The 25,471-nt window shown below is 60.5% G+C and carries 27 protein-coding genes; 8 read left to right on the forward strand and 19 right to left on the reverse strand.

Going from position 1 to position 25,471, the window contains the following annotated elements; genetic code table 11:
* Window positions 1–16: 16 nt before the first annotated feature.
* From G4923_RS03665 to G4923_RS03675, 3 genes are read right to left on the reverse strand one after another with little or no spacing between them, the layout of a single operon-like run.
* Window positions 17–2,830, reverse strand: a complete 2,814-nt coding sequence (locus tag G4923_RS03665; RefSeq protein WP_163135553.1) for an insulinase family protein — start codon at window positions 2,828–2,830, stop codon at window positions 17–19.
* A gap of 27 nt (window positions 2,831–2,857) precedes the next feature.
* Complete coding sequence (locus tag G4923_RS03670) at window positions 2,858–3,295, reverse strand: YqaA family protein (protein WP_106884967.1); 438 nt, start codon at window positions 3,293–3,295, stop codon at window positions 2,858–2,860.
* Window positions 3,292–4,266, reverse strand: a complete 975-nt coding sequence (locus G4923_RS03675) for an NADP-dependent oxidoreductase (protein ID WP_163135554.1) — start codon at window positions 4,264–4,266, stop codon at window positions 3,292–3,294. The genes G4923_RS03670 and G4923_RS03675 overlap by 4 nt, the downstream gene beginning before the upstream one ends.
* Window positions 4,267–4,322: 56 nt before the next feature.
* Between G4923_RS03675 and G4923_RS03680 the strand changes: the two genes are divergently transcribed.
* The gene (locus G4923_RS03680) at window positions 4,323–4,490 is read left to right on the forward strand and encodes a hypothetical protein (RefSeq protein ID WP_162472074.1); all 168 of its coding nucleotides are present in this window, start codon (window positions 4,323–4,325) and stop codon (window positions 4,488–4,490) included.
* Between the two features lie 45 nt (window positions 4,491–4,535).
* Here the strand turns inward: G4923_RS03680 and G4923_RS03685 are convergent, their stop codons facing one another.
* On the reverse strand, window positions 4,536–5,534 hold the full coding sequence (locus tag G4923_RS03685; RefSeq protein ID WP_163135555.1) for a Preprotein translocase subunit SecY: 999 nt from the start codon (window positions 5,532–5,534) through the stop codon (window positions 4,536–4,538).
* Between the two features lie 246 nt (window positions 5,535–5,780).
* Here G4923_RS03685 and G4923_RS03690 point away from each other — a divergent pair, with 246 nt between their 5' ends.
* The 3 genes from G4923_RS03690 to G4923_RS03700 all read left to right on the forward strand — a co-directional run bounded on the left by G4923_RS03690 (window position 5,781) and on the right by G4923_RS03700 (window position 6,962).
* On the forward strand, window positions 5,781–6,071 hold the full coding sequence (locus tag G4923_RS03690) for a hypothetical protein (RefSeq protein ID WP_171275434.1): 291 nt from the start codon (window positions 5,781–5,783) through the stop codon (window positions 6,069–6,071).
* Between the two features lie 26 nt (window positions 6,072–6,097).
* On the forward strand, window positions 6,098–6,478 hold the full coding sequence (locus tag G4923_RS03695; RefSeq protein WP_111913168.1) for a hypothetical protein: 381 nt from the start codon (window positions 6,098–6,100) through the stop codon (window positions 6,476–6,478).
* A 286-nt stretch (window positions 6,479–6,764) separates the two neighbouring features.
* Window positions 6,765–6,962: a hypothetical protein gene (locus G4923_RS03700; protein WP_163135557.1), complete on the forward strand. Its 198-nt coding sequence runs from the start codon at window positions 6,765–6,767 to the stop codon at window positions 6,960–6,962.
* Between the two features lie 16 nt (window positions 6,963–6,978).
* Here G4923_RS03700 and G4923_RS03705 read toward each other — a convergent pair whose 3' ends face one another.
* The 4 genes from G4923_RS03705 to rpsF form a co-directional block, all read right to left on the reverse strand.
* Window positions 6,979–7,722, reverse strand: a complete 744-nt coding sequence (locus tag G4923_RS03705; protein ID WP_163135559.1) for a ferredoxin--NADP reductase — start codon at window positions 7,720–7,722, stop codon at window positions 6,979–6,981.
* A 113-nt stretch (window positions 7,723–7,835) separates the two neighbouring features.
* Window positions 7,836–8,282 (reverse strand): 50S ribosomal protein L9, encoded by a 447-nt coding sequence (gene rplI, locus G4923_RS03710; protein WP_005331773.1) that lies wholly within the window; start codon window positions 8,280–8,282, stop codon window positions 7,836–7,838.
* Between the two features lie 49 nt (window positions 8,283–8,331).
* Window positions 8,332–8,562, reverse strand: coding sequence for a 30S ribosomal protein S18 (rpsR, locus tag G4923_RS03715; RefSeq protein WP_005313392.1), 231 nt, complete (start codon window positions 8,560–8,562; stop codon window positions 8,332–8,334).
* A 32-nt stretch (window positions 8,563–8,594) separates the two neighbouring features.
* Window positions 8,595–8,981, reverse strand: a complete 387-nt coding sequence (gene rpsF, locus G4923_RS03720; RefSeq protein WP_005331771.1) for a 30S ribosomal protein S6 — start codon at window positions 8,979–8,981, stop codon at window positions 8,595–8,597.
* A gap of 236 nt (window positions 8,982–9,217) precedes the next feature.
* Here rpsF and G4923_RS03725 point away from each other — a divergent pair, with 236 nt between their 5' ends.
* Window positions 9,218–10,441, forward strand: a complete 1,224-nt coding sequence (locus tag G4923_RS03725) for an Nramp family divalent metal transporter (RefSeq protein WP_162627392.1) — start codon at window positions 9,218–9,220, stop codon at window positions 10,439–10,441.
* A gap of 113 nt (window positions 10,442–10,554) precedes the next feature.
* Window positions 10,555–11,403: an alanyl-tRNA editing protein gene (locus tag G4923_RS03730; RefSeq protein ID WP_111913162.1), complete on the forward strand. Its 849-nt coding sequence runs from the start codon at window positions 10,555–10,557 to the stop codon at window positions 11,401–11,403.
* A gap of 27 nt (window positions 11,404–11,430) precedes the next feature.
* On the opposite strand, the gene G4923_RS03735 is transcribed toward G4923_RS03730, so the two are convergent.
* The 5 genes from G4923_RS03735 to rnr all read right to left on the reverse strand — a co-directional run bounded on the left by G4923_RS03735 (window position 11,431) and on the right by rnr (window position 16,572).
* On the reverse strand, window positions 11,431–12,267 hold the full coding sequence (locus tag G4923_RS03735; RefSeq protein ID WP_163135561.1) for a DMT family transporter: 837 nt from the start codon (window positions 12,265–12,267) through the stop codon (window positions 11,431–11,433).
* A 103-nt stretch (window positions 12,268–12,370) separates the two neighbouring features.
* The gene (locus tag G4923_RS03740) at window positions 12,371–12,826 is read right to left on the reverse strand and encodes a GNAT family N-acetyltransferase (protein ID WP_163135563.1); all 456 of its coding nucleotides are present in this window, start codon (window positions 12,824–12,826) and stop codon (window positions 12,371–12,373) included.
* Between the two features lie 56 nt (window positions 12,827–12,882).
* Entirely contained in the window at window positions 12,883–13,452 is a 570-nt protein-coding gene (locus tag G4923_RS03745; RefSeq protein WP_163135565.1) for a Crp/Fnr family transcriptional regulator, read from the reverse strand.
* 7 nt (window positions 13,453–13,459) lie between these two features.
* A complete protein-coding gene (gene rlmB / locus G4923_RS03750) occupies window positions 13,460–14,209 on the reverse strand; it encodes a 23S rRNA (guanosine(2251)-2'-O)-methyltransferase RlmB (protein WP_111913152.1) in 750 nt (249 codons plus the stop codon).
* The gene (gene rnr, locus G4923_RS03755; protein ID WP_106884977.1) at window positions 14,206–16,572 is read right to left on the reverse strand and encodes a ribonuclease R; all 2,367 of its coding nucleotides are present in this window, start codon (window positions 16,570–16,572) and stop codon (window positions 14,206–14,208) included. Before rnr ends, rlmB begins: the two co-directional genes overlap by 4 nt.
* A gap of 133 nt (window positions 16,573–16,705) precedes the next feature.
* Between rnr and G4923_RS03760 the strand changes: the two genes are divergently transcribed.
* Complete coding sequence (locus G4923_RS03760; protein ID WP_163135567.1) at window positions 16,706–17,728, forward strand: GGDEF domain-containing protein; 1,023 nt, start codon at window positions 16,706–16,708, stop codon at window positions 17,726–17,728.
* 60 nt (window positions 17,729–17,788) lie between these two features.
* Here G4923_RS03760 and luxS read toward each other — a convergent pair whose 3' ends face one another.
* Genes luxS through G4923_RS03780 form a run of 4 tightly spaced genes read right to left on the reverse strand, consistent with a single transcriptional unit; the run spans window position 17,789 to window position 20,941 of the window.
* Window positions 17,789–18,298 (reverse strand): S-ribosylhomocysteine lyase, encoded by a 510-nt coding sequence (luxS, locus tag G4923_RS03765; RefSeq protein ID WP_106884978.1) that lies wholly within the window; start codon window positions 18,296–18,298, stop codon window positions 17,789–17,791.
* Window positions 18,299–18,315: 17 nt separating this feature from the next.
* Window positions 18,316–18,918, reverse strand: a complete 603-nt coding sequence (locus tag G4923_RS03770) for a transglycosylase SLT domain-containing protein (protein ID WP_162627390.1) — start codon at window positions 18,916–18,918, stop codon at window positions 18,316–18,318.
* A 52-nt stretch (window positions 18,919–18,970) separates the two neighbouring features.
* Complete coding sequence (gene glnB, locus G4923_RS03775) at window positions 18,971–19,309, reverse strand: nitrogen regulatory protein P-II (RefSeq protein WP_025325723.1); 339 nt, start codon at window positions 19,307–19,309, stop codon at window positions 18,971–18,973.
* A 9-nt stretch (window positions 19,310–19,318) separates the two neighbouring features.
* Window positions 19,319–20,941, reverse strand: a complete 1,623-nt coding sequence (locus tag G4923_RS03780; protein ID WP_106884980.1) for an NAD+ synthase — start codon at window positions 20,939–20,941, stop codon at window positions 19,319–19,321.
* Between the two features lie 138 nt (window positions 20,942–21,079).
* Here G4923_RS03780 and G4923_RS03785 point away from each other — a divergent pair, with 138 nt between their 5' ends.
* Complete coding sequence (locus G4923_RS03785) at window positions 21,080–21,589, forward strand: GspH/FimT family pseudopilin (RefSeq protein WP_106884981.1); 510 nt, start codon at window positions 21,080–21,082, stop codon at window positions 21,587–21,589.
* A gap of 13 nt (window positions 21,590–21,602) precedes the next feature.
* Here G4923_RS03785 and G4923_RS03790 read toward each other — a convergent pair whose 3' ends face one another.
* Together G4923_RS03790 and G4923_RS03795 are read right to left on the reverse strand one after the other, a co-directional pair.
* Window positions 21,603–21,887: a TapY2 family type IVa secretion system protein gene (locus G4923_RS03790; protein ID WP_111913145.1), complete on the reverse strand. Its 285-nt coding sequence runs from the start codon at window positions 21,885–21,887 to the stop codon at window positions 21,603–21,605.
* Window positions 21,884–25,462 (reverse strand): pilus assembly protein, encoded by a 3,579-nt coding sequence (locus G4923_RS03795; RefSeq protein WP_420884896.1) that lies wholly within the window; start codon window positions 25,460–25,462, stop codon window positions 21,884–21,886. Before G4923_RS03795 ends, G4923_RS03790 begins: the two co-directional genes overlap by 4 nt.
* Window positions 25,463–25,471 lie beyond the last annotated feature (9 nt).

Consider the following 25,471-nt stretch of genomic DNA (forward strand, 5'->3'; position numbering starts at 1 on the left):
TTTTTTGCAACGCCCCTCAGGGCAGTTGCAGCGGATAGATGGGAAGATGAAGCTCGCTCAAGGGTTTTTCAAGCTTTTGCTTGTCCCCCACCACCACAATCACCATGTCGGCCGGGTCGAGCCAGCGCGCCGCACTGGCTTTTAGCGTCTCAGGCGACACCGTTTTGATAAGCTGGTTCTGGGCCTGCACATAGTCCGGCTTCAGCCCATACATGATCATCTGCAGCAGGAAGCCCGCCTTCTGACCGAGGGTCTCGTAGGAGAGCGCATCCTGCTGGGAGACGGCGCTGCGCATGTAGGCCAGCTCCACCGGGGTGGGCCCGCTCGCCCGGTAGCCATCCATCTCCTTGAGGAACTGGCGGATGGCATCTGCGGTGGCATCGGTGCGCACGTTGGCGCCGGTGGCGAAAATGCCGGCCTCGCGGTTCGCCTGGAAGCCCGAGCTGGCACCATAGGTGTAGCCCTTGTCTTCCCGCAGGTTGAGGTTGATGCGGCTGTTGAAGTTGCCCCCCAGGTTGAAGTTCATCAGGTTGGCGACGAAGTAGTCCCCGGTGGTGTCAAACGGCATGGCACGGCGGCCGATGCGGATCACCGACTGGGGCGCCCCCGGCTTGTCCACCAGATAGATGCCCGGCTTGGCCTGCTCCCCCTTGAGCTTGAGATCCCCCAGGGTAGGGGCAGGCCCCTGCCACTGGGTGAGGAAGCCGAGCTGCTGTTCGACCTGTTGCTGGGTCACATCCCCGGTCACCACCACCTTGGCATTGGTCGGGTTGTAGTAGGTGTGATAGAAGCGCTTAACGTCCGCCAGGGTCAGTTTCTCGACATCGGTCAGCACCCCGTCGGTCGGCTGACCGAGGCGGTTCTGCTCGCCGTAGACCAGCTCACGGAACGCCTGCCCCGCCAGCCACTCCGGCTGCTGCTCGTTCTGCTTCATGCCTTGCAGCATCTGCGCCTTGAGCCGCTCGAAGTCCGCCTCCCGCAGGCCGGGTTGCAGCAGTACCTCGCGCACCAGTGCCAGCGTCTGGGGCAGCTTGTCGGTCAGGCTGCTGATAGTGATGAGGTTGTTGTACTGGGCGGTCGAGACGCTGATGCTGGCGCCGAGCTTTTGCAGCTCGTCGCTGAGCTCGGCCTCGGAGAGGCGCGCCGTCCCCTGCCCCAGCATGGCGGCGGTGAGACTGGCCAGCCCCAACTCGCCCTTGCCCTCGGCCCGGATGCCGCCCGGCAGGGCAATCATGATGGAGACGGCCGGGATCTCGTCACTCTGGGTGCCGATGATCTCGATGCCCTTGTCCAGCTTGCCATGCCAGATGGCCGGCACCTTGACGCTGACCGCTTCCGCCGTCTTGGGCTCCACGCTGCGATCGAAGCTATCCTTGACCGTTTGCTGGGCCAGCGGCTCCCCATGCTGGCTGTAATCCGGCAGCTCGCGCTTGGCCGGGGTGAAGTTCGGCGTGCCCGCCTGCCACTGGGTCTTGCCCTTGGGCACCACGCTCAACACCACCGAGGGCTTTTTCGCGATGAACTTGTCGTAGGCCGCCTTGACCTGCTGGGCGTTCACCTGACCTATGGCATCCAGGTTCTTGAACACATAGTTGGGATCCTGGGCCAGCACCTGACCCATGGCGAGCTGACTCACCTTGCCGGACACGCTGTCCAGCCCCCAGATGGCCGAGGCGCGATAGCTGCTGATGGCCTTCTCCAGATCCTCTGGCTTGATGCCGCGACCGGCAAACTCGCCGATCACCTTGTCCACTTCCCCCTTGAGGGTCTTGAGGCTGCCATCCACCGCCGGGTTCGGATAGGCGTAGACCGCCAGGGTACAGGCCAGCTCCTCGCAGGAGTGGGAGGCCCCCACCTCGATGGCCTTGCCGGTCTTGACCAGGGACTGATAGAGCATGGAGCTGGCGGAGCCGCCGAGCACGTCGGCAAAGATGTCCAGCGCCGGCTCCTGGGGGTCGCCGAGGGAGACGGTCGGATAGCTGATGTAGAGCAGCGGCAGGTGCACCTTGTCTTCCAGCGTCACATAGCGGGTCTCGGGCAGGGTCGCAGGCTCCGGCGTCGGCTCGGCCACCTCGGGGCCACGGGGGATGGGGCCGAAGTACTGCTCAATCCAGGCCAGCGCCTGCTTGGTGTCGAAATCGCCGCCCAGGGTGAGGGTGGCGTTGTTCGGACCATACCAGCGCAGGAAGAACTGCTTGAGGTCGTTCACATCGACCCTGTCCAGATCCTCCACATAGCCGATGGGCTGCCAGGAGTAGGGATGGGTGCGTGGATAGAGCGCCTCCCCCACCTTCTCGCTCAGCAGGCCGTAGGGCTGGTTGTCGATGCGCTGGGCCCGCTCGTTCTTGACGGTGGCGCGCTGGATCTCGAACTTCTTCTGGCTCACCGCATCGAGCAGGAAGCCCATGCGATCCGCCTCCAACCAGAGCACCTTCTCCAGCTGGTTGGCCGGTACCGTCTCGAAATAGTTGGTCCTGTCCTTGTTGGTGGTGCCGTTCATCTCGCCACCGGCCTCGTTGATGATCCGCATGTGCTCCTGATCGCCAACGTGCTTGGAGCCCTGGAACATCATGTGCTCGAAGAAGTGGGCAAACCCCGACTTGCCGACCGTTTCGCGGGAGGATCCCACGTGATAGGTGACATCCAGGTGCACCAGAGGGTCAGACTTGTCCGGCGCCAGGATCACGGTCAGGCCGTTGTCCAGCTTGTACATCTGATAGGGAATGCCGAGCTTGCCTTCCTGCTTGACCTGCTCGGACACCAGGGTGGGCGCTGCCAGTGCGGGCAGGGAAAATCCCAGGAGAATGCTTAATGGAATGAGTTTGTTCACGGTTACCTCGTGAGTGACAAAAATGGGCTAGAAGATCTGGCTGGCCAGCAGAAACACCAGGGCATAACGAAACAATTTGCCGAGCCCGATCAGGATGAGAGAGCGCCAGAAGGAGAAGCGAAGCCAACCGGCCAGCAGGCAGAGGCCATCGCCGATCACCGGCGTCCAGGCGAGCAGCAGGCACCAGTGACCATGTTGTTTGAGCCAGGTGAGCGCCTTTTGTTCCCCACGGCCTTGAAAATCTTCCGGTTTTTTCTTCGATGTGGCGAGTCGGCCGAGCCACCAGGTGGTCATGGAGCCGAGGGTGTTGCCCAGCGTCGCCCAGAGCAGCAGACTGGCCATGCTCCACTCTCCCCGGGTGGCCATGGCCCCCAGCAGCACTTCCGAGCTGCCGGGCAGCAGGGTGGCCGAGGTGAAGGCGCTCAGAAACAGCCAGCCCAGCCCCATCTCGGCAATGTCGTTCATCCGGGCTGGCCGTCGGCGGCAGGCATGCGCAGCAGCAGCTTGCCCCGCACATGGCCGCCCTCGATGGCCTGATGGGCCAGCGCCCCTTCCCACAGCGGGTACTCGCCGGAGATGGTGATATGCACATCCCCCTGACGCAGCAGCATCAGCACCTGGGTCAGCTGCTTGCTGTCGGGATGCACCAGCATGCCGAGCACCTCTATGCCCGCCTCGGCCCCCGCCTCCTTGATCTGCTGGGCCGTGATGGTGGGCACAGTCACCAGGCGGCCACCCGGTTTGACGCAGGCCAGCGCCGCCTTGCCGCTCTCGCCGCCCACCAGATCCAGCACCAGATCCACCGGGCCGCCAGCCACCACCTGTGAAGGCCAGTCGGCGTCGTGGTAATCCACCATCTGGCTGGCCCCGAGCCCGTGCAGGAAGCTGTGGTTGTCAGGCCCTGCCGTGACCACCACCTGGGTCCCGTAGGCTGCGGCAAACTGCACCGCCAGATGGCCCACACCACCGGCACCGGCCAGGATCAGCACCCGCTGACCGCCCTTGAGGGCTCCGTGCTCGAACAGTCCCTGCCAGGCGGTGAGCCCCGCCAGCGGCAGTGCCGCCCCCTGCTTGAGGCTGACCCCGTCGAGCTTGACCAGCTCGTCTTCGCGCGCCACCACAGATTCTGCATAGCCACCGGCCGTCAGGGGAAAGCCCACCATGCCGCACACCTTATCCCCTTCCACCAGGGTGGTGACATTGGGACCGACCTTCTCCACCACGCCGGAAACGTCATAGCCCGGGGTCCAGGGCAGCTTGTCCTTGTTCTGGGCCGCCGCCCAGCCAAGGCCGGCCCGGGTCTTGGCATCTATGGGGTTGACCCCCGCAAAGCAGATGCGCACCCGCACTTCCCCCTCTGCGGGCACCTTGTCTAGGGAGGGGTTGAGCCGAAGTACCGAGGGGTCGCCGAATGCGGTAATCTGTAGCTGCGTCATTGCACAATCCATCCTGTTGATTGATCAAGGATCAACAGAATAACAGCGAGGACACCATGGCTCGAATGTTTCTTATTCCTCTGTTACTGGCCCTGGGGTGGTGGGCGTTTCTGCTCTACTTCCGCATCCCGCTCAAGCAGGGGGCCAAGGGGTTTTACTGGATCATCGGCATAGGTGGGGGGCTCGCCGCCTTCTTCAGCCTGATGATGGTGCTCACCCACTGACGCCGCCTGCGGCAACAAAAAGGCCACCCTGAGGTGGCCCGGATCTCAACCCGCCTGTGAACTGAGGTGGTAGTGGCGATTGCTGCCCTGCCCCAGCACCCCCTCTGCCAGCAGATGGTGGAACACACTGTCCACCTCTTCCAGCGACAGGGAGAGGGCCTCAGCCACCTTGCGCTTGCTGCACTTGAGCTCGCCGCTCTCCAGCGCGCTGCGCACCTGGGCCACCACGGCCGGTGCGGGCTCGGGTCTGCTCACCACCATGGGCGCGGCGGCGGCTGATTCGATCTGGCGCGCTTCGGCCTGCTCTCGCGCCCGCAGCCACTGCCATTGACGGCGGAAGCGGTTCTCCTCGCCGATCAGGCTGACGAAAAAGGCACCGAACGCATCCAGCAACACCGAGAGGAAGCAGACCAGCAGGAACTGCACCTGGCTGATGCTCATGCCCACCCCATCCGCCAGGCTGCTCATCAGCCCCAGCATGGAGGACTGCTCATTGACAGGCTTGGCGTCGCGCTCCTGGCGCAGCTCATCCTGCTTCAACCTGAGCCGGGTGTTGGCCTGCTGCAATCCGCTCACGCCGCTGGAGATCCGCGCCATCTCTATGTACTTGCGCGCCGCCTCCTCGTTGAGCTGGATCTGCCGCTCTATGCTGGCGATCTGCTCGTCGAAACGGGCTATCTCCCGCTCGTGGCGTGCCTGCTGGCTCAGTATGGTGTTGGTGGCGCTGTTGATGCCGCCTATGCTGCCCCCTATGGAGATGGCGGCCAGCACGCTGTAGAACAGCAGCGACCAGAAGGCACCGCCGAGATCGCGACGCGCCTTGCACTCGCCGTATTCATACCAGACATAGAACTTGCCCAGCTCGAAGATGATGGCCAGGCCGCCAAACAGCCACTTCATCAGCGGGTTGTCGTCGATGGAGAGAAACAGCAGCAGGGAGAAGACGATGGAGGCCAGAATGGCCAACCCGGTAAAACTGTACACCGTGGTCAGTGCGAACCAGCCCTTGGGATAGCGCAATGCGGCAGGAGCCTGTGTGGTCATGATGAAGAGGGAGTGCCGTGCAGGAAAAGTTGGCTGCCGATTATAGTCACCGGGCGGTCGGAGAGAAGGGCAAATACCTGAATTCCTTCATATGGATAACCAGCTGTCCATAGTGCGACCAAAACGGACAAATCGGCAGCAGAAAACCGCTACAATCCAGCTCAGACTTGAAGGGCATGTTTCGTTGTGCCCGGGTTCAGCCCGGCGCGCTACACTGACTCCCTATTGCCATTATCCGAGGCCATCATGAACAGAACGACTAAGCTGCTGCTCTCCCTTCTTCTGGTTGCCGGCACCTCCACCTCATCGGTCCAGGCTCAGGAGCAGGGGAATCAAACTTTCTCCGTTGACGAGCTCACCTTCAAACTGGACTGGAATGACACGCAATTTGACTGGTCGCAGACCGGCTGTCTGGATCTTGGGGTCGGTGAGGAGACCTCACCCGATTGCAAGGGAGTGAAGCTCAACCTGGATGATGAGGCGCTCCGCAACCAGCCCCCCAGCAGCAACCAGATCCCGACCAGCCAGGAAGAGTAACCCGTCCCCCCAGGAGCATCTCTGATATGACCCACTTCAAGCGCAGTGCCATCATGCACAGGAGCACCCTGCTGTGCGCTCTGCTGATGGCCCAGGGCGTCGCCTTTGCGGCCCCTCCCTCCAAGAACAACGACGACGTCAGGATCTCCACCGATCGAGGCCAGATCAGCCTGGATTGGGACGACAAGGAGTATGGCTGGTGGCAGGACAACTGCCTGGATGTCAGCACCCGCAGCAGCCGCATCAAGCTCAACTGTGACAACATGGATGGCAAGTATCGCGATCACTACAACCGCAGCATCCACAGCGGCAACAACCCGGGCAAGGGCCACGACAAGGACGACTGGGACAATCACGGCAACGGGAAGAACAAGGATAAGGGAAACGGGAAAGGCAAAAATAAGTGATGGTTCAGGGGCCCCGGCCCCTGAATGCGGCCACCTGTGCAGGCGGTGGCCGCCATATCCTACGCTCGGCTCACGAGCCCCGGGAACAGGCAACTGCCATTCTGCCAACCCAGGCTCAATGGAACACCTTGATACCCTTGGCAAAAATGTATGAACCAGGCCATTTCACGAACGTTCACCGCCCATTTATGACAATATTCACAACAATGATGCCAGGATCCTGTTCCGCCCCGGTTAAGGTTGGCGGCGATAGACTGCCTCTCCTCCAGCCGTCATCGAGGCCATCATGCGCAACACCGTCTCCCATCTGCTCGCCCGGTTACTGAACAGCGGCGCCGCATTTGAAGCCCCTCTTGCCCGGCGCAGCGCCGCCCAGGATCCCGGTGCCCGCCAGGAAGCACAGGGAGCGAGACGGCCGCCACAGGGCAATAACGCCTGCACCGAGAGCTCTGGCAAGCGCGACGGTGACAAGGTCGGCCGCTGACCGCCCCTGCTGGCGTCTACCAGTAATTTTCCACGCTGATGTTGCCGGGGGCCCGGCGCAGGTTCTTGGCAAGACCAAGCTCCAGCAGGGTTAGCTGCGTCTCCTTCACCATGGCGGGGTTGCCGCAGATCATCACCTGGCTGTGCTCGGCCGAGAAGGCGAGCCCGACCCTGGCCTGCAGCTCGCCGCTGGCGATGGCCGCCGGGATCCGACCGGGCAGCGCACCGGGCCAGGGTTCGCGGCTGACGAAGGGCACATAGTGAAAACGGGGTCCATACTGCTCGACCAGGCTGGTAATCAGGCCCTGATAGGTGAGCTCCTCCCCCTTGCGCACCCCCTGTACCAGCACCAGATTCTCGAAACGCTCGAATGCCTCCCCCTCCGCCAGCATGGCGAGGAAGGGGCCTATGGCCGTGCCGGTGGAGAGCAGCCAGAGATCCCGTCCCGGCGGGAGCTCGTCCAGGGTCAGGAAACCCGTGGCCTGGGACTGAACCAGCAAGGTATCCCCCAATTGCAAGGCTCCGAGGGCGGGAGTCAGTTCGCCGTCCGGGATCTCCACCAGATAGAATTCGTGATAGGGGGCTGAGGGGGGATTGACGAAGGAATAGGCGCGCTGGATCCGCTGCTCGCCCCGTTGCAGGGCCAGCTTGGTAAATTGCCCCGCCTTGTAGGGGGCGAGATCCGCCGCTATGCGCAAGGAAAACAGGGTGGGCGTCCACTCGATGCGCTCGAGTACCCGACCTTCGACCCAGGCTGCCATACAGGTTCTCCTCCAAAAGAACAGAACCTCACTCTACCCCTTGATCCCCTCTTGATTCAAAAAGAAAAAAACCCGCGCATGTGCGCGGGTTTTTTCTGCAAAGCGAATCGCTATTACAGAGCAACAACCTGGATCTGTACGGTTGCCTTGACGTCAGCGTGCAGCTGAACAACAACTTCGTACTCGCCGGTGTTACGCAGAACGTTGCCCATACGGACTTCGCTCTTGGCAACGGCGACGCCGGCAGCAGTGATGGCTTCAGCCACGTCACGGGTACCGATGGAACCGAACAGCTTGCCTTCGTCGCCAGACTTGGAGGCGATGACAACGGCAGCCAGTTCACCCAGCTTGGCAGCGCGCTCTTCAGCGGCAGCTTTACCGGCAGCCAGTTTGGCTTCCAGTTCAGCACGGCGAGCATCGAAGGTCTCGATGTTGGCCTTGGTAGCCATAACGGCTTTGCCTTGCGGGATCAGATAGTTACGGGCGTAGCCAGCTTTAACAGCGACTTGATCACCCAGACCGCCCAGTTTGGCGATTTTGTCGAGCAGGATAACTTGCATTACCTTTCCTCTATAAAAGTTGAGTTAGGCTTAAGTGCCGGACCGATTCTTACTTGTTGTGCAGATCGGTGTACGGCAGCAGAGCCAGGTAACGAGCACGCTTGATGGCGCGTGCCAGCTGACGCTGATACTTGGCGCGGGTACCGGTGATACGGCTCGGTACGATCTTGCCAGATTCAGTGACGTAGTTTTTCAGAGTAACGATATCTTTGTAGTCGATCTCGGTAACGTTCTCGGCGGTGAAGCGGCAGAACTTACGACGACGGAAATAACGTGCCATGGCCTTTATCCTCTAATGCGGTGATCTAAGAATTACTCTTCGGAAGACGCTTCAACAGCATCTTCGCGGCGCTCGTCGTCACGACGGGTGAAGCGCTCTTCCTTGGCCTTGGCCATCGGAGAAACTTCAGTCACGGCGTGCTTGGTGCGCATGATCATGTTGCGGATAACGGCATCGTTGAAGCGGAAGTTGGTTTCCAGTTCGTCGATAACGGCCTGCTCAGCTTCTACGTTCATCAGAACATAGTGAGCCTTGTGCAGCTTGTCGATCGGGTAAGCCAGTTGACGACGGCCCCAATCTTCCAGGCGATGAATGGTGCCACCAGCGGTGGTGATAGCGCCGGTGTAACGCTCGATCATGCCAGGTACTTGCTCGCTCTGGTCCGGATGAACCATGAAGACGATTTCGTAATGACGCATTTTAGCTCCTTACGGATTAATTCAGCCTCCGCCCAGGTGCAGCCAGACCTCGGAGGCAAGGAACATAGTGGTGTTTAGACGCTGCTTTCTAGGGCGGCGTATTGTACGAAATCACATCTCCCACTGCAACTGGCGTCGACAGATGTTTTTGTCGATGACCCTGATGCAAAACTTCAATTGATAACAATTATCATTTAGATCTATGCTATCTCCATGCTCTTATGGAGGGTGACACCATGCAACCCGCATTGACCACGGCCATCCCGGCCCGCAAATTCAAGCTGACCCTGCTTGGCCCCGCCTTCATCGCCGCCATCGGCTACATAGATCCGGGCAACTTCGCCACCAACATCCAGGCCGGATCCACCTTCGGTTATCAACTGCTGTGGGTGGTGGTCTGGGCCAACCTGATGGCCATGGTGGTGCAGACTCTCTCCGCCAAGCTCGGCATCGCCACCGGCAAGAATCTGGCGGAGCACATCCGCGACCGGCTGCCCAAACCGGCAGTCTGGGCCTACTGGGTGCAGGCGGAGATCATCGCCATGGCCACGGATCTCGCCGAGTTCATCGGCGCTGCGGTGGGTTTCAAACTGCTATTCGGGGTAACTTTGCTGGAAGGGGCCTGCATCACGGCCGTGGTCACCTGGGGCATTCTCATGCTGCAATCCCGCGGCCAGAAGCCGCTGGAATTCGTGGTGGGCGGTCTGCTGCTGTTCGTGGCCGCCGCCTACATAGTCGAACTGGTCTTCTCCCGCCCCCATCTGCCCAGCCTGCTGGAAGGCGCCCTCTTCCCCGGCCTGCCCAACGGCGATGCCGTCTATCTCGCCGCCGGCGTGCTGGGGGCGACAGTGATGCCCCACGTCATCTACCTCCACTCAGCGCTGACCCAGCACACCCAGGATCAGGGAACCCTTTCCCAGCGGCTGCACAGCACCCGAGTCGATGTGGCCATCGCCATGACCATAGCCGGCTTCGTCAACCTGGCCATGATGGCCATGGCCGCCGCGGCCTTCCACGATTCGGGCCACCAGCAGGTGGCTGAGCTGGAAACGGCCTACCAGACACTCACTCCCTTGCTGGGTCAGGCTGCCGCCACCCTGTTCGGCCTCTCCCTGGTCGCGTCCGGCATCAGCTCCACAGTGGTCGGGACCCTGGCAGGCCAGGTGGTGATGCAGGGCTTCGTGCGCTTCACCATACCGCTCTGGCTGCGCCGGGCCATCACCATGGCCCCCGCCTTCGTGGTGATCGCCATGGGGCTCAACACCACCGAGATCCTGGTGCTGAGCCAGGTCATTCTGAGCTTTGGCATAGCGCTGGCACTGATTCCGCTGCTGATCCTGACCGGCGATCGCGCCCTGATGGGGGAGCATCGCAACCATCCTCTGACCCAGGCAACAGGTCGCCTCATAGTCGCCCTGGTGATCGGCCTCAACGCCTATCTGCTGGTCACCATGATCTAGTGCTCACCCCGCCATCTTGGGGCCGGCTCGTTAACAGAGGTTAATGAGCCGGCCCCCGCTTTGGCGTATGCTGCCGCTTTCCCTTCTCTTTTTCTCGTTGCGGGAGCCTTGCCATGGAACATACCCGAGTCAGCTTCGTGCTGGGCCATCATCAGGAACAGGCCAGCGTCGTCTATTACGAGCAGGGGCAACCCAGCCTGCTGGTCACCGACCTCACCCCCTTCCACCCCCAGAGCCACCTCTGGCCCGATCAGCCGGGGGATGTGGGCACTGTGCGCTGGGATGGTGGCGAGGCGGCCGTGGGCCCCTGCCGGATGGGGGCCATCAGCCCGGAAGGCAGGCTGTTCGTGGATCAGGATATTCCGGTCAAGCGGGGCGCCGAGGGCTGGGCCTTCGTGGTGGTGCATCCGCTGGCAGACGGCCACCCCCTGACCCTTGGCAGCCGGGTGGAGCTGCAGGTGGACAAGGATGCCCGCCATGCCCTGAGTCTGGGCCACAGCGGCTGCCATCTGGTGGCGCTGGCCCTTAACCGGGCGCTCGTCCCTTACTGGCGCAAGGAGGTGAGCGAGCGAGACGCGCTGGATCAGCCCGACTTCGACCGCCTCGCCATCCAGAGCTCGCGCGTCGAGCCCATGGGCTCCCGGGAGCAATACCGCATCGGCAAGAGCCTGCGCAAGAAGGGGGTCAACGGCGAGGCCCTGCTGGCGGATCTGGCGCTGATAGAAGAAAAGGTCAACCTGCAACTCGCCGACTGGCTGGCTGCGGGGGGCGAGATCCGCCGCTCGCGAGCAGGTGAGGCCATCATCGATTCTCGTTACTGGCACTGCACCCTGGAAGGGCAAGAGCTGACCATCCCTTGCGGCGGCACCCATGCCGGTACTCTGGCGGAGCTGGGTCAGGTCAGGGTGCGGCTCATCCCCGCAGAGGAGGGGGTCAGCCTGCTCTCCGAAGTCACCCCCTGAGTCAACGGCCGAGCCGGCTTCGCCTCATCAGCCAAGCCGGATCAACAGTATGCCGCAGAGGATCACCAAGGCCGCCATCAGCCTGACCCGCCCCAGCCGCTCCCCCAGCCAGAGCCAGGAGAGCAAGACGGCAAACAGCACGCTGCTCTCGCGCAGCGCCGCCACCAGCCCGATAGGGGCCCGGGTCATGGCCCAGATGACGATCCCATAGGCGAGCAGCGAGAGGGCGCCACCCAGGGCGCCCGAGTACCACTCTGCCCGGGTCAGGCTGCGCAAGGCGGTGCGGCTTTGGCATCTCATCAGCAGCGGCATCACCAGGGCCGTCAGGGTAAAGAGCCAGAGGGTGTAGCGTATCGGCTCCCCCGCCGAGCGGGCCCCGACCCCGTCAGACAGGGTATAGGCGGCGGTAAACAGCGCCGTGATCAGCACGGCGCACAGGGCCGCAGGCGCCAGCCTGATGCCGCCACGCCAGGCCATCAACAAGACTCCGCCCACCAGCACCATGGCCCCCGCCACAGCCACGACACCTGGCACCTCCCCCAGCAGCAAGGCACCGAGCAGCAGTGTCACCAGAGGGGCGCTGCCACGGGCCAGCGGATAGATCTGGCCAAACTCCCCCAAGCGGTAGGCCCGGCCGAGAAAGAGGCAATAACCGCAGTGCAACAGGATGGAAAGCGCCAACCAGGGATATTCGACCGAGGCCGGCCACCCTACCAGCGGCAGGAAAGGCAGGGAGAAGAGGCCGGAGCAGAGAGAGACCAGCAGCACGCTGACACGCCCCTCGGCCTGGCGCTTGGCCAGCGCATTCCACAGGGCGTGCAACAAGGCGGCCAGCAAGATGGCCGCGAAGATGGAGAGGGTCACGACGGGGTTCCAATCAACAAGGGAGTGAGATCATACCCGTTTGCGTCGCAGCAATGTGGGAGCCAGATCATGCCAGCCCGCTATCCCCTCTCAGCACTGAGGGTCAGCCCGGCAGCTTGCGCATGCCGACGTGGGGGATGTCGTCCTCCACATAACCCTCCCCTTCCGGCGCGAAGCCGTGCTGGCCATAGAAGCCCTGCAGGTGAGCCTGGGCACCGAGCCAGATGCTGTGCGCCGGCCAGCGGGCCGTGCAGGCGGTCACCGCCTCGCCGATCAAGCTGTGACCCAGACCGCCCCCTCTCGACTGGGGGGAGGTGACCACCCGGCCTATGGCGGCGCCATTGTCGTCGCCGATGCCGGGGGCCATGATCCTGGCATAGGCCGCCAGATGCTCTCCCTCGTAGCCGAGCAGGTGCAGCACCCCTTCGCGGCGATCCAGCCCATCCAGATCCTGGAAAGGGCAAGTCTGCTCCACCACGAACACCTCGGCCCGCAGGGCCAGCAACTCGTACAACTCGTCCGTGGTCAGTTCAGACCAGGGTTTCAGGATCCAGTTCATGGGCGACTCCTTATCGGTTAGGCCCGCCAGCATAGGTGAGCACCGCCAGGGCGGCATTAACCTTGGTTAAGACTTTTAAGCCGTTTGCGAATGCGGCTCAAGCTGATAGGGGTGATCCCCAGATAGGCGGCGATCTGGTGATCCGGCACCCTGGCATCCAGGGCCGGGAAGCACTGCAGGAAGTGCTGGTAGCGGGCCTGGGGGCTCTCGGTCAACAGCAGCAACTCCTTCTCCTCCTTGATACGCAGCTGCACCGCCAGCAGGTGCTGATACCAGGCGGACCAGCAGGAGAGCTGGCGCAGGTCGGCCAGCTGGAACAGCTGCAACCGGCAGGGCTCCAGCGCCTCCACGCTGTAGCGGGCGGGTTCACCACTGAGCAGGTGATGGAAGTCGAGAAACTCGTCCCCCTCCCAGTAGAACTCCTTGACGTACTCACGCCCATCCGCCAGCACCACCTTGGCCCGCAGCAACCCCTGCTCCACCCTGACCAGCAGATCCGGGTTGTCACCGGCGTGCCAGAGACAGCTTTTTGGGGCCAGCCGCAGCGGCCGGGCAAAAGAGAGGAGGCGCGTGGCCTCCTGCTCATCTGTGACCCTATCCCAACAAAAGGGAGGTCTGTCCGTCATCACTGCGTTAGCTGCGGCGCTGACGCACGGCTTCGAACAGGCAGACACCGCTCGCCACCGAGACGTTGAGGCTGGATACGGCCCCCGCCATCGGGATGCTCACCAGTTCGTCGCAATGTTCGCGGGTCAGGCGACGCATCCCCTTGCCCTCGGCGCCCATCACCAGCGCCATGGGGCCGGTCAGCTTGGCCTGATAGAGGTCGTGGTCCGCCTCGCCGGCGGTGCCGACGATCCAGACGCCGCGCTCCTGCAACTCACGCAGGGTGCGGGCCAGGTTGGTGACCTGAATGAGCGGCACAACTTCGGCGGCGCCACAGGCGACCTTGCGCACTATAGAGGTCAGGCCGGTGGCCTTGTCCCGCGGCACTATCACCGCATGGACCCCGGCCGCATCGGCGCTGCGCAGGCAGGCGCCGAGGTTGTGCGGGTCAGTCACCCCATCGAGCACCAGCAGGAAAGGCTGGGCCTTTTGATCGGCCAGGCTGTCCAGCAGGCTGGCCAGATCGTGCTCGGCCAGCTTGGGCGCCTCTATCACCTTGGCCATGATGCCCTGGTGATTGTTGCCTTCCGCTTTATCATCGAGCGTCTTGCGGTTCACGCTCTGCACCTTGATGCCGAGGGATTCCAGCTCGGTCAGCAAGGGTTGCAGCCGGTCGTCATCACGGCCCTTGAGGGCCCACACCTCGATGAAACGCTCCGGGGTGCGCTCAAGCAGCGCGGATACAGCGTGAATGCCGTAGATCAGTTCTGTACTCATTTAGTGCTCTTGGTCTTGTCGCGAGCCTTCTTGCTCGGTCGTCTGTTGCTGGGCTTGGCACGGCCACCCTTGTCGGATTTGCCGCTATCCTTGCTCTCTTTACGTTTATCGTGACGCTGTCCACCCTTGGCTGGCTTGCGCACCACCTCTTTGCCATCCTTGCCGGTCAGCGGCGCTTCCACCATCACGAAGTCGATCTTGCGATCGTCCAGGTTCACGCCCATCACCTTGACGCGCACCTTGTCACCCAGACGGTAGCGACGGCGGAAGTTCTCGCCGATCAGCTGCATGTGCAGGGGATCAAACTGGTAGTAGTCGTTGGTGAGGGTGCTGACGTGCACCAGACCGTCGATGTGGATATCCGCCAGGCGCACGAAGAAGCCAAAGCCGGTGACGCTGGCGATGACGCCGTCGAAGTCGTCACCCACGTGATCCAGCATGTACTCGCACTTGAGCCAGTCGGCCACGTCGCGGGTTGCATCGTCGGCACGGCGCTCTGTCATGGAGCAGTGCTCGCCCATGGGATCCACTTCTTCCAGCTGGTAGTGGTAACCACCGCTCGGCGTCCACTTGTGGCGCAGGTTGCCCTGCTGCTCCTTGGCCGTCTGGTACTTGATGGCGCGGTGCAGAATGAGGTCGGGGTAACGACGGATCGGCGAGGTGAAGTGGGCGTAAGACTTCAGGGCCAGACCGAAGTGACCTATGTTGTCAGCCTGATAGACCGCCTGGCGCATGGAGCGCAGCAACATGGTAGAGAGCAGCTCCGCATCGGGGCGCCCTTCAAACTTGGCGGCCAGCTCGGCGAAGTCTTTCGGCTCTGGCTCGAGGCCCCCCTTGAGCTCCAGACCCAGTTCGGCCAGGAAGTCACGGAAACCGGTCAGACGCTCTTCGCCCGGACGGTCGTGCACCCGGAACAGGGCAGAGGCTTCGTTCTTCTCGATGTAGCGGGCGGCCGCCACGTTCGCCTGGATCATGCACTCTTCGATGATCTTGTGGGCGTCGTTGCGCACCAGCGGCACTATCTGATCGATCTTGCGCTGGGCGTTGAAGATGAAGCGGGTTTCCTCGCTCTCGAACTCCACGGCGCCACGCTGGTGACGGGCGTGCTTGAGCGCCTTGTAGAGGTTGTTCAGCTCCTCGATGTGACCCACCAGCGGCTCGTACTGCTGACGCAGCTTGGGCTCGCCATCCAGGATCCCCGCCACCTTGCTGTAGGTCATGCGGGCGTGGGAGTTCATCACGGCTTCGTAGAACTTGTAACCGGACATGCGGCCGGCGGCGGAGATGGTCATCTCGCACACCATGCAGAGGCGGTCAACCTGCGGGTTCAGGGAGCAGAGGCCGTTGGAGAGCACCTCCGGCAGCATGGGCACCACGAACTCGGGGAAGTAGACGGAGTTGCCGCGCTGATAGGCTTCGGCATCCAGCGCCGTACCGGGCTTCACATAGGCGGACACGTCTGCGATGGCTACCCACAGGCGCCAGCCGCCACCGCGCTTGGCTTCACAGAAGACGGCGTCATCGAAGTCGCGGGCATCTTCCCCGTCTATGGTGACCAGCGGCAGGGCGCGCAGATCGATGCGACCCTCTTTGGCCTTCTCCGGCACCTGCTCGCCCAGACCGGCAACCTCCTTGGTCACCTCTTCCGGCCAGGTGTGCGGGATGCCGTGGGTGCGCAGGGCGATCTCGATCTCCATGCCTGGGGCCATGTTCTCGCCCAGCACGTCCAGCACGGTACCGACCGCATTGATGCGGGAGGTGGCGCGCTGGGTGATGCGAACGACCACCACCTGGCTCTGGCGAGCGCCCTTGTTTTCCCCTTCCGGGATTATGATGTCCTGACCGATGCGGCTGTCATCCGGCACCACGAAGCCAACGCCGTTCTCGACGAAGTAACGACCGACGATGTCAGCCTCGCGGGCCTTGAGCAGACGCACCAGACGCGCTTCCTGACGACCCTTGCGGTCGATCTCGGTGGGCTGCACCAGCACGTAGTCGCCGTGCATCAGTCGCTGCATCTCGCGGTTGTTCAGGAAGAGATCCGATCCGCCACCCTCGGGGCGCAGAAAACCGAATCCATCTTTGTGGCCGAGCACATAGCCTTTCACCAGATTCAGACGATCCGGCAGGGCGTAACATTGGTTGCGAGTGAATACCAGTTGCCCATCGCGCTCCATGGCGCGGAGACGACGGCGCAAGGCTTCCAACGGCTCTTCGTCGGTCAGCTTGAGGACCTTGGCCAACTCCTCCCGGGACATGGGTTTCTCATGACCACGGATAAGCTCCAGCAGCATCTCGCGGCTGGCGATGGGGTTATCGTATTTTTCGGCCTCGCGTTGGAGGAAAGGATCTTTTTGAGACATAAGCAGGCCTTAGGGTAGGTAGTAACGCAGACATTATATCGAAGGGGGGAGCTAATGGCATCCATCGACTGCCTTTTGCCCAATCTCTCTGTCATACTGGGCAAAGTTTGCAGGTATGTGAGACTCGGAACTCATGAGCAAGGACTCGTTCGCCCAATCGGCCGCCTATTTGAAACAGGCGGTCCCCCTGATGATCAAGTATCAAATCCCCACCACCCCGAACAATTACCATCTTTGGTACAACTACGTCTCCGGCGCCATGCCCGAGCTGAACAATGCCGTCGATCACGCCATAAAACTGCAGGGCACCTTCTCCCTCACCACCTGTGAGCGTCTCTATCACCAGCATCTGGCCAGCCAGGACGAACAGCAGATGGAGACCATGAAGCTCAATCTGGTCGCCATGGCCAACGAGCTCGGCCACTCCATGCAGGATGCGCTGGTCGACACCGGCCAGTTCCAGGCGATGCTCGACAAGAGCTTCGACAAGTTGAGCCTCATCGATGACGAGGGGCTGAGCCTGGACGACACCATGGCTATCTTGCGGGAGCTGGTGCGCGAGTCGCGGGACGTGCGCATGTCTACCCTGCACTTTCGCAACCAGCTCAGCAGCGCCGAGAAGGAGATCAAGGAGCTAAAGGCGGCGCTGAACGAGACGCGCAAGATGGCCACCGAGGACGCGCTCACTTCCCTGCTCAACCGCCGCGCCTTCGATCTGGAGATGGACAGCCTGATCCGCAACAAGCAGCCTTTCTCGTTGATCATGACCGACATCGATCGTTTCAAGAATTTCAACGACGAATATGGCCACTTGCTGGGGGATCAGGTGCTGCGCATCGTCGGCAAGCGGCTGCGGGAAGTCAGCAAGGAGGGCATCACTGCCTATCGGCTCGGGGGGGAAGAGTTTGCCCTGCTGGTGCCGGGCCGGGCTCTGGCACTGACCCGCCAGATGGCGGAGAGCCTGCGCCGGGTCATAGAGCGGATGTCGCTGCTGGATCGCAAATCGGGCCGGCGCATCGATAACATCACCGCATCCTTCGGTGTGGGGGAATACAATGGTCAGGAGACGGCAGACGCCCTGATAGAGCGCACCGACAAGCTGCTCTACAAGGCCAAGGAGCTCGGTCGCAACCGGGTGATGCCGCTTCCCTCCTGAGCACATCAGACACAAAAAAGGCCGGTCAATAACCGGCCTTTTCAACTTTCCCGCGTCGGCTCAGAGGCTTTTCAGCTTCTCTTCCGGCAGCGCCAGCTCATCGTTGTGGTTGACGCCGATGCCGCGCTCCAGCACGTGGCGGGCGATGGCATGGGCCTCTTCCAGGGAGTGCATGCTGTAGGTACCGCACTGGTATTCGTTCAGCTCGGGGATCTTCCCCTGCTCCTGCACTGTCAGCACATCGCTCATGGCAGCCTGCCAGGCCGCACCCACGCGAGCCTCGTCCGGCGCGCCGATCAGGCTCATGTAGAAGCCGGTACGGCAGCCCATGGGGGAGATATCGATGATCTCGACCCCGTTGCCATTGAGATGATCACGCATGAAACCGGCAAACAGATGCTCGAGGGTGTGGATGCCGCGCTCGGAGAGGATCTCCTGGTTCGGCACGCAGAAGCGCAGATCGAACACGGTAATGGTGTCCTTGCTCGGGGTTTGCATGGTCTTGGCTACCCGGACTGCCGGGGCTGCCATGCGGGTATGGTCGACGGTAAAACTGTCCAATAACGGCATTTCTGACTCCTGATTGGTTACGAGAACCAGCCCCCGCTGGGGAGCCGATCCTTGCATTGTCGATACTGGGCGCCGTAGCGTTGGGCACGGGCCTCCACCTTGCGGGAGACCTTCATCAGCCACCCCTTGCTGCGGTAGCTGCCACGCCGGTAGCCACCCCAGCCTTCGTGATAGTTGAGATACTGGCCATAGGCATCCCACTTGGAGGTGCCGTTGAGCCGCTGCGCCTTGTTAGTGTACCAGCCCATGAAATCGATGGCGTCGGCGAAGTCGTCGCGATCGCTCCAGCCGTTGCCTGTCTCACGCTGGTAATCGTCCCAAGTCTCATCCTTGACCTGGGCGTAGCCATAGGCAGAGCTGGCACGCCCGGTCGGGATGAAGAGGAAGTATTGCATCGGCGGCTGGGCATCGTGCACGAAGGAAGACTCCTGATACATCATGGCCATCACCACGTGCACCGGGGTCCCCCACTTCTCGTTCATCTTGAGTGCCGCCTTGTGCCATTCCGGCTTTTCCCGAAAGATCTGGCACAGGTTTTCCGGCTGAGCCGGTGGCCGGGAGCTGCAAGCCGTCAGCGCCATCAGCAGGCCTGCCGCCACCACGAGACGCGTCCCTGACATCAAGGGGCTTGCATCTTCGTGCTCTTGGTCGTTTCGAGGCACATCCATCACATCAAATCGCGTCTTCGTTCTCTTCGCCGGTACGGATGCGGATCACACGCTCCACCTCGCAGACGAAGATCTTGCCATCACCGATCTTGCCGGTGCGGGCGGTGTTCTGGATCGCCTCCAGACAGGCGTCGAGCTCTTCGTCCTGCACCACCAGCTCTACTTTCACCTTGGGCAGGAAGTCGACCATGTACTCGGCACCGCGGTAGAGCTCGGTGTGGCCCTTCTGGCGGCCGAAGCCTTTGACTTCGGATACCGTCATGCCGTTGATGCCGATCTCGGCCAGGGCTTCGCGCACATCGTCCAGCTTGAACGGTTTGATGATGGCTTCAATCTTCTTCATGGTGACTCCTTACCAGTTCTGTTTACCGAACCCGGACGTAATGGGGTAGCGGCGATCCTTACCAAAGTTGCGAGCCGTGATACGGGGCCCGACGGCAGCCTGACGGCGCTTGTACTCGTTGAGATCCACCAGACGGATCACCTTGCGCACCACGGCTTCTTCGAAGCCCTCCGCCACCATGTCGGCGACCGAGGCGTCTTCTTCCACATAGCGTTTGAGGATGGCGTCCAGAATGTCGTAGGGAGGCAGGCTGTCCTGATCCACCTGATCCGGTGCCAGCTCTGCCGAAGGGGGACGATCGATAACCCGCTGCGGGATCACGTAGTCGACCGAGTTGCGATATTCGCACAGCTTGAAGACCAGCGTCTTGGGTACGTCCTTGAGCACGTCAAAGCCGCCCGCCATGTCACCATACAGGGTGGCATAGCCGACCGCCATCTCGCTCTTGTTGCCGGTGGTCAATACGATGCGGCGACGCTTGTTGGAGAGCGCCATCAAGAGCACGCCACGGCAGCGAGCCTGCAGGTTCTCTTCGGTGGTATCCCGGGCCGTCCCTTCAAACAGCGGCGCCAGCTGGGTCATGAAACCTTCGAACATGGGTTCGATGGAGATGATGTTGAACTCGACCCCCATCCGTTCAGCCTGCTCCTTGGCATCCTCCACGCTCATCTGGGCTGTGTAGCGGAACGGCATCATCACAGCCTGCACCTTGTCCGCACCTATGGCATCGGCCGCGATAGCGAGCGTCAGAGCGGAGTCTATGCCACCGGAGAGGCCCAGCACTGCCCCCTGGAAGCCGTTCTTGGTGACGTAGTCATGCACCGCCAGCACCAGCGCCTGATAGGTCTCGGCCAAGGGCTCCAGTGGCGCTGCGGGTTCCCGTTCTTTCAACGGCTGGCCGTCGACAAAGCGCACCAGAGCAAGCTCTTCGGCAAAGGGAGCCAGCTTGTGAGTAAGCTCGCTCTGACCGTTGAACACCTTGGAGCAACCATCGAAGATCAGTTCATCCTGACCACAGACCTGATTGAGGTAAACCAGTGGCAAACCGGTCTGCTCGCAGCGCTCGGCCATCAGCTCGCGGCGGATCCAGGGTTTCTCCTGATCATAAGGGGAGGCATTGATGGTGAGCAGCAGCTCGGCACCGGCCGCCTTTGCCGCGAGTGCCGGGCCCGGTTGCCACAGATCTTCGCAGATAAGCAGCCCCAACTGGTGGCCACGGAACGACACCACGCAGGTATCGCTCGCCGCGGTGAAGTAACGCTTCTCGTCGAACACCCCGTAGTTGGGCAGATCCTGCTTGAAGTAGCGGGCGATGAGCTTGCCCTGCTCATAGAGGGAAGCTGCGTTGTAGAGCGCCTCTCCTTCACGCCAGGGGTGGCCCACCAGAATGGCGCAACGACCCTGCCAGGCCGCGACACGAGCCAGGGCCGCCTCCACACGGATCATCAGATCGCTGCGCAGCAGCAGATCTTCAGGCGGGTAGCCGGTCAGCGCCAGCTCGGAGCAGACCAGCAGATCGGCTCCTTGCTGGTCGGCCTCTGCGGCGGCAGCCAGCACCTTGTCACAGTTATCTTCGATAGCGCCTACCGTCAGATTTAACTGGGCAAGCATCAGAGAGAGGGCTTTTGCCATGGCGATGCATCTTGAATTCGAAAATGATGGGGAATGATAAAGAAAAGGGGCTGGCTGTGCCAGCTCAACACTTGGCCTTTGCGCTGGTGTTCTGGCTGTCTGGAGATAAGATGTAACTAATCGAGGGAGATATTTGCCATGATCAAGGATGTGAAAGGATTCACTCTGCTGGAACTGATGATAGCGGTCAGTCTCGGGGTCATCTTGCTCGGGATTGGGGCGCCGGCCATGTCGAGCCTGCTCAGTGAGAACAGCTTGCGATTTGAATCACGCACGCTCCTGAAATACCTGCGCTTTGCCCGCAGCCAAGCCATCGACAACCAGCAATCAGTCACCGCCTGCCTGGCCAATGCCAGCGACAACTGCGTCACTGCCAACCCGACTCAGTTGCTTGTATTCGTCGATAATGATGCTCCGGCAGACAACATCTTGAATAACAGCGATCAATTTCTGGCCAGAACCGCTGCATTTGCCGGAACATTGACAATCTCCAACAACCGGATTTCCACCACCTTCAGCCCGGATGGCACCAGCCTCGGCAGCAATGCCACTATCAGCCTCTGCCGCTCAGGCAATGCCCAAGTCAACTTGGTCATTGCCCAATCGGGGCGCTCCAGCCAGTCAACCCAGGCCAACGTCTGCCCCTGAAAACGTCGGCTCACTAGCGTAACTGGCTTGCGTCCTGCTGCTGTCCCTCTTTTGACTGAAACTTCTCCCCCAGCGGGCGGCACTCCAACAGTGTCTTCACCGGCTGTACTGCCCCGTCGACCTCATACCCTCTCTTCTTGAATTTCTCGTGTACAGCCTGAGGAGAACTGTCCGTCACAGGACCATGCAACACGACTCGCTGTCCATTCGCCAGCTCGGCGTAACACTTCATGTCCTCCGCCTGCGCCGCTCCCGATAACAACAGGCTCAGGCCCAACACCGTACTCAGTGGTTTCATTGCGCCTCTCCTTCATACAGGTAAATTTTCTTGGGCGACATGTCCATTTCCGCCTCTTCCGCGCCCTGGTTGCACTCCCCGGCACCAGTACAACGCTCCGGCTCACCGTCACCCTCGTCCTTGAGAATCACCTCTTCCCCAACACCTCCTCCGATGATACGGACCTTGGCATCATCCCCTGCATGCACCACCAGATCATCCGCCACCTTGTTTTGCACTTCCACGTAGCGTTCCGGCGTTTCATTGCCATCGAGATCGACCACGTAACGGAAGGAGCTGCCATAGTGCATGTCCACCATGTACTGACGCGCCGCACCTATAGACTGAATGGTGCATTGCTGGAAGGACTGCACCTGCGGCAGGAACGAGGTGAAGTAAAGTTTGCCCTGCAACACCACACCCGCCCCCATGGACTTCTCGCCGGGTTCGTTCAACCAGTTGACCCAACCTTTGGCGGTGGTGATCCCCGCCTTGGTCGCCAGAACATCATCACTGGTCGTCTGTGCCGACAGGGGGTCTGAGGTCACGTCGTAGAGATCGGTAATCAGGATGGGATTTCTGGCCTGCGCAGTAGTTGCACGGGGCATGACGTCATAGTCACGCAACATGAAATAACCATTGCGGACTGTCGCTTCCGAGGAGGGCCGATTGCGATCACCACTGCCGATCAGCACCGCATCAAAGGGGCGATCCTGGTAGGAATAGACTGTATTTCCCCCCACCACTGTACGTGTCACTTCCTTGTTGATGGTGCGCACCACTATAGGTTGCGTAAAGAAGCGGCGATCGGCGGCCTGAGTGCTGTCAGATCCCAGACTGGCAAATTTGAATACCCGCCAATCTGATTTGGTGGCATTCGGGAGATCCATCCGCCAGATATTACCTCCGGTATCCCCTGCATAGATGCGGTCGGTCTTGCCATCACCATCGCTATCCAGAGTCGCCACCGAGCCAGGCATGCTGTCAGCCATCCCCGTTACCTGGAGATTGGTGGTTGAGGTGGCTGCCGGGGTCGCACTGAACACCAGGGCCCCTGTCTCGGCGTTGACGATATAGATCCCCCTACCCATGCTGTCATTCGCCCCCAGCCCCTGGGCACTCTTGTTCACGTCATAGCCGCCAGCAAAGATCAGGACTGGTGTGGTGACCCCTGGCACAAAGGCAACCTCAGGCACCGACCAGGTCAAACCCAGCTCGCCGAAGCCCGTCGTTTGGGAGTTCAGGCGCCATTTCAGCGTCGGCGTATTGGGGCTGGAGATATCAAAGGCGTAATAGGCCTTTCCACCGCTTCTCAATCCAGTGAATACCCAAACGAAGTCATTCTCGGACGATTTCAACACCCCATTTCGATTGGCATCTTTGATGAGGGCGACAGGAGAGGAGTCAACACCATAAATATGGTCCGCAGATTCGGCGTTGATACGCAATGCCCTCTGGTTGGGCAAGAACTCATAGGGAATGGCGGCCCAACTCTCATCTATGGTGCTGCCCATATCCTTGAACATATGAAGGAAGCCCGCATTGGTCCCAAACAAGATCCGCAAATCAGGCGCATCGGCCGGGTTGCCGGATTGAGGGCCATAGTTCAACACCAGCGGCCGAGAATGCAGAGGGTCTCCCATGATGTGGCTGCGTATCAGGGTCGACGTATCAAAATCTTCGTCGTCGACATCCAACCCCTTGGTCCAGTCGATCAGGGAATCGAGTTCTGTCGTACTGCCTGCCTGCATGAAAGTCATGAGTGCCGCCTCACTGCCCGCCTGCGTCACCAGATTTGTCTTGGTGAGCGCATCGAGCCGATTCTGGGCATTATTGATGACATAGAGGTTTCGATTGCTTTTTGCCGCCAGCATTTCTTGGGCACCGCCTTCAGCCACCTTGTTGCCATCACGACCTGATGACCAGAAGGTCTGGGCGCTGTCGATGATGGTGCCATCAAACTTGATAGCGGGCAGCCCTCGACTATCCGCAACATAACCGTCCGGGGAAAATACCAATTTCTTCAGATTTCCTCGCCATCTGGGTCCGTCATCCGGCTCAAACATGGCGTAATAGATGTTATTGAGACTACGGGTCCGGTCGAAATTGTTGCTGGCAATGGCAGGGGACACCAACGAGGTATTGATGCGCAGGATCGCTAGCAAAGAGGCCTTTAGCGCATCGGTCAAGGCTGAGGCATCGGTCGCCGGGTAATACTCACCACCTCCCCGCCTGGCCGTCTCCGCCAGCAGATTACCCGCCCCCGAGATAGCCTCATCACCGAATCCGACAGTAAAGGTGGTCACAGTCTGGGTCCCTGGTGAAACAGCATTGACATCCTTGTGCTTCATATAACCGGCCAAGGCAGCCAGATAGCTGTTTTCTCTGTTTCTTCCAGAACCATAAGAAACCACAGTCCCATAGGCCGCTTTTTCATCCGTGCTCAGGGTATTAATCAACCCCTGCACAAAGGTATCTGAAGAGGTATCCTGAGTCGGCTCACCATCGGTGATATAAATAACATAACCGTTGTTTGAACAATTATCATAGGGAGCCTCATAGGTACCAGCTGGGCTCTCGGCTGCAGTATCACGCGGGCTGCCTTGCAGTCCATATACAACAGCCTTCCCCCCAAAGAATTGATATGCCTCTCTCAATGTTTCACACAATGGGGTATTGGTACTGGCAGTCAGGGCTTCGACCCGGTCCAACAGATCCTGCTCCCCCGTCTTGCCATTTGCCAGTGTGACCTCACTGCCTAATATGTCTCTGACAATACGCCCGCCATTATTATCAGTGTCATTGTTTCTATTAAATACCGCCAGACCAAAGTCCACCCCAGGTGTGGATGATATCAAACCTTTCACTGCATCCTTGGCAATGCGGAGTCGAGATTCCTCTGAATATCCGGTTGGGCCATGATACCAGCGAATATAATTGGCAGAATAAATGGTCACAGCAGTATTACTGGCATTGACGGCATTATTTTTATTGGCCGTATAAAACCACTCGCCGCTTCTAGTACTGTCTTTATCTACTGGATAACCAGCCCCAACCGTCCAGCTTCCGCTGTAGGGGTTGGCCGGGTTGCTTGCTGTAATATCCTGCTTGCAATCTACCAGATTGATATTGTTCTCTTGATCACCGCTGAGCGAATTCCATTCACCCCGCCCTCTTCCTGGTGGGTTACCATTCGTAACCTCATAACTCCACATTTGCGACTGAAAATAACCAATATTCGACAATGGCGTTTTTGAAGTCGCACAAGCATTCAGCTTGTCGGAGAATCGCCTGCTGGTGTTGATAGCAGGAATACTGCCATCAGTTGAAAAGTAAATGTACTTTTTACTATTGTTAGAGTCCGGATCATTACTCAATACAGGATACACTGTGGCAGGATTATAGACCTCTTTGATCTGCTCCATGGTATCAGCCATACTGCCTGAGTTATCGAATATCAGCAGCACCTTGGGGCGAAAGTCCCCCGCCTTGTTGAAGTCATAAATAAACAGCTCGGTGTCATCGGCTCTCGTCGATGTAATGCCAAACACAAGGCTACACCAGCATAAAATCACTCCAAGTCGTCGTAGCCACATATCCTTCGC

Source organism: Aeromonas rivipollensis, from assembly GCF_010974825.1.
Classification (GTDB): domain Bacteria; phylum Pseudomonadota; class Gammaproteobacteria; order Enterobacterales; family Aeromonadaceae; genus Aeromonas; species Aeromonas rivipollensis.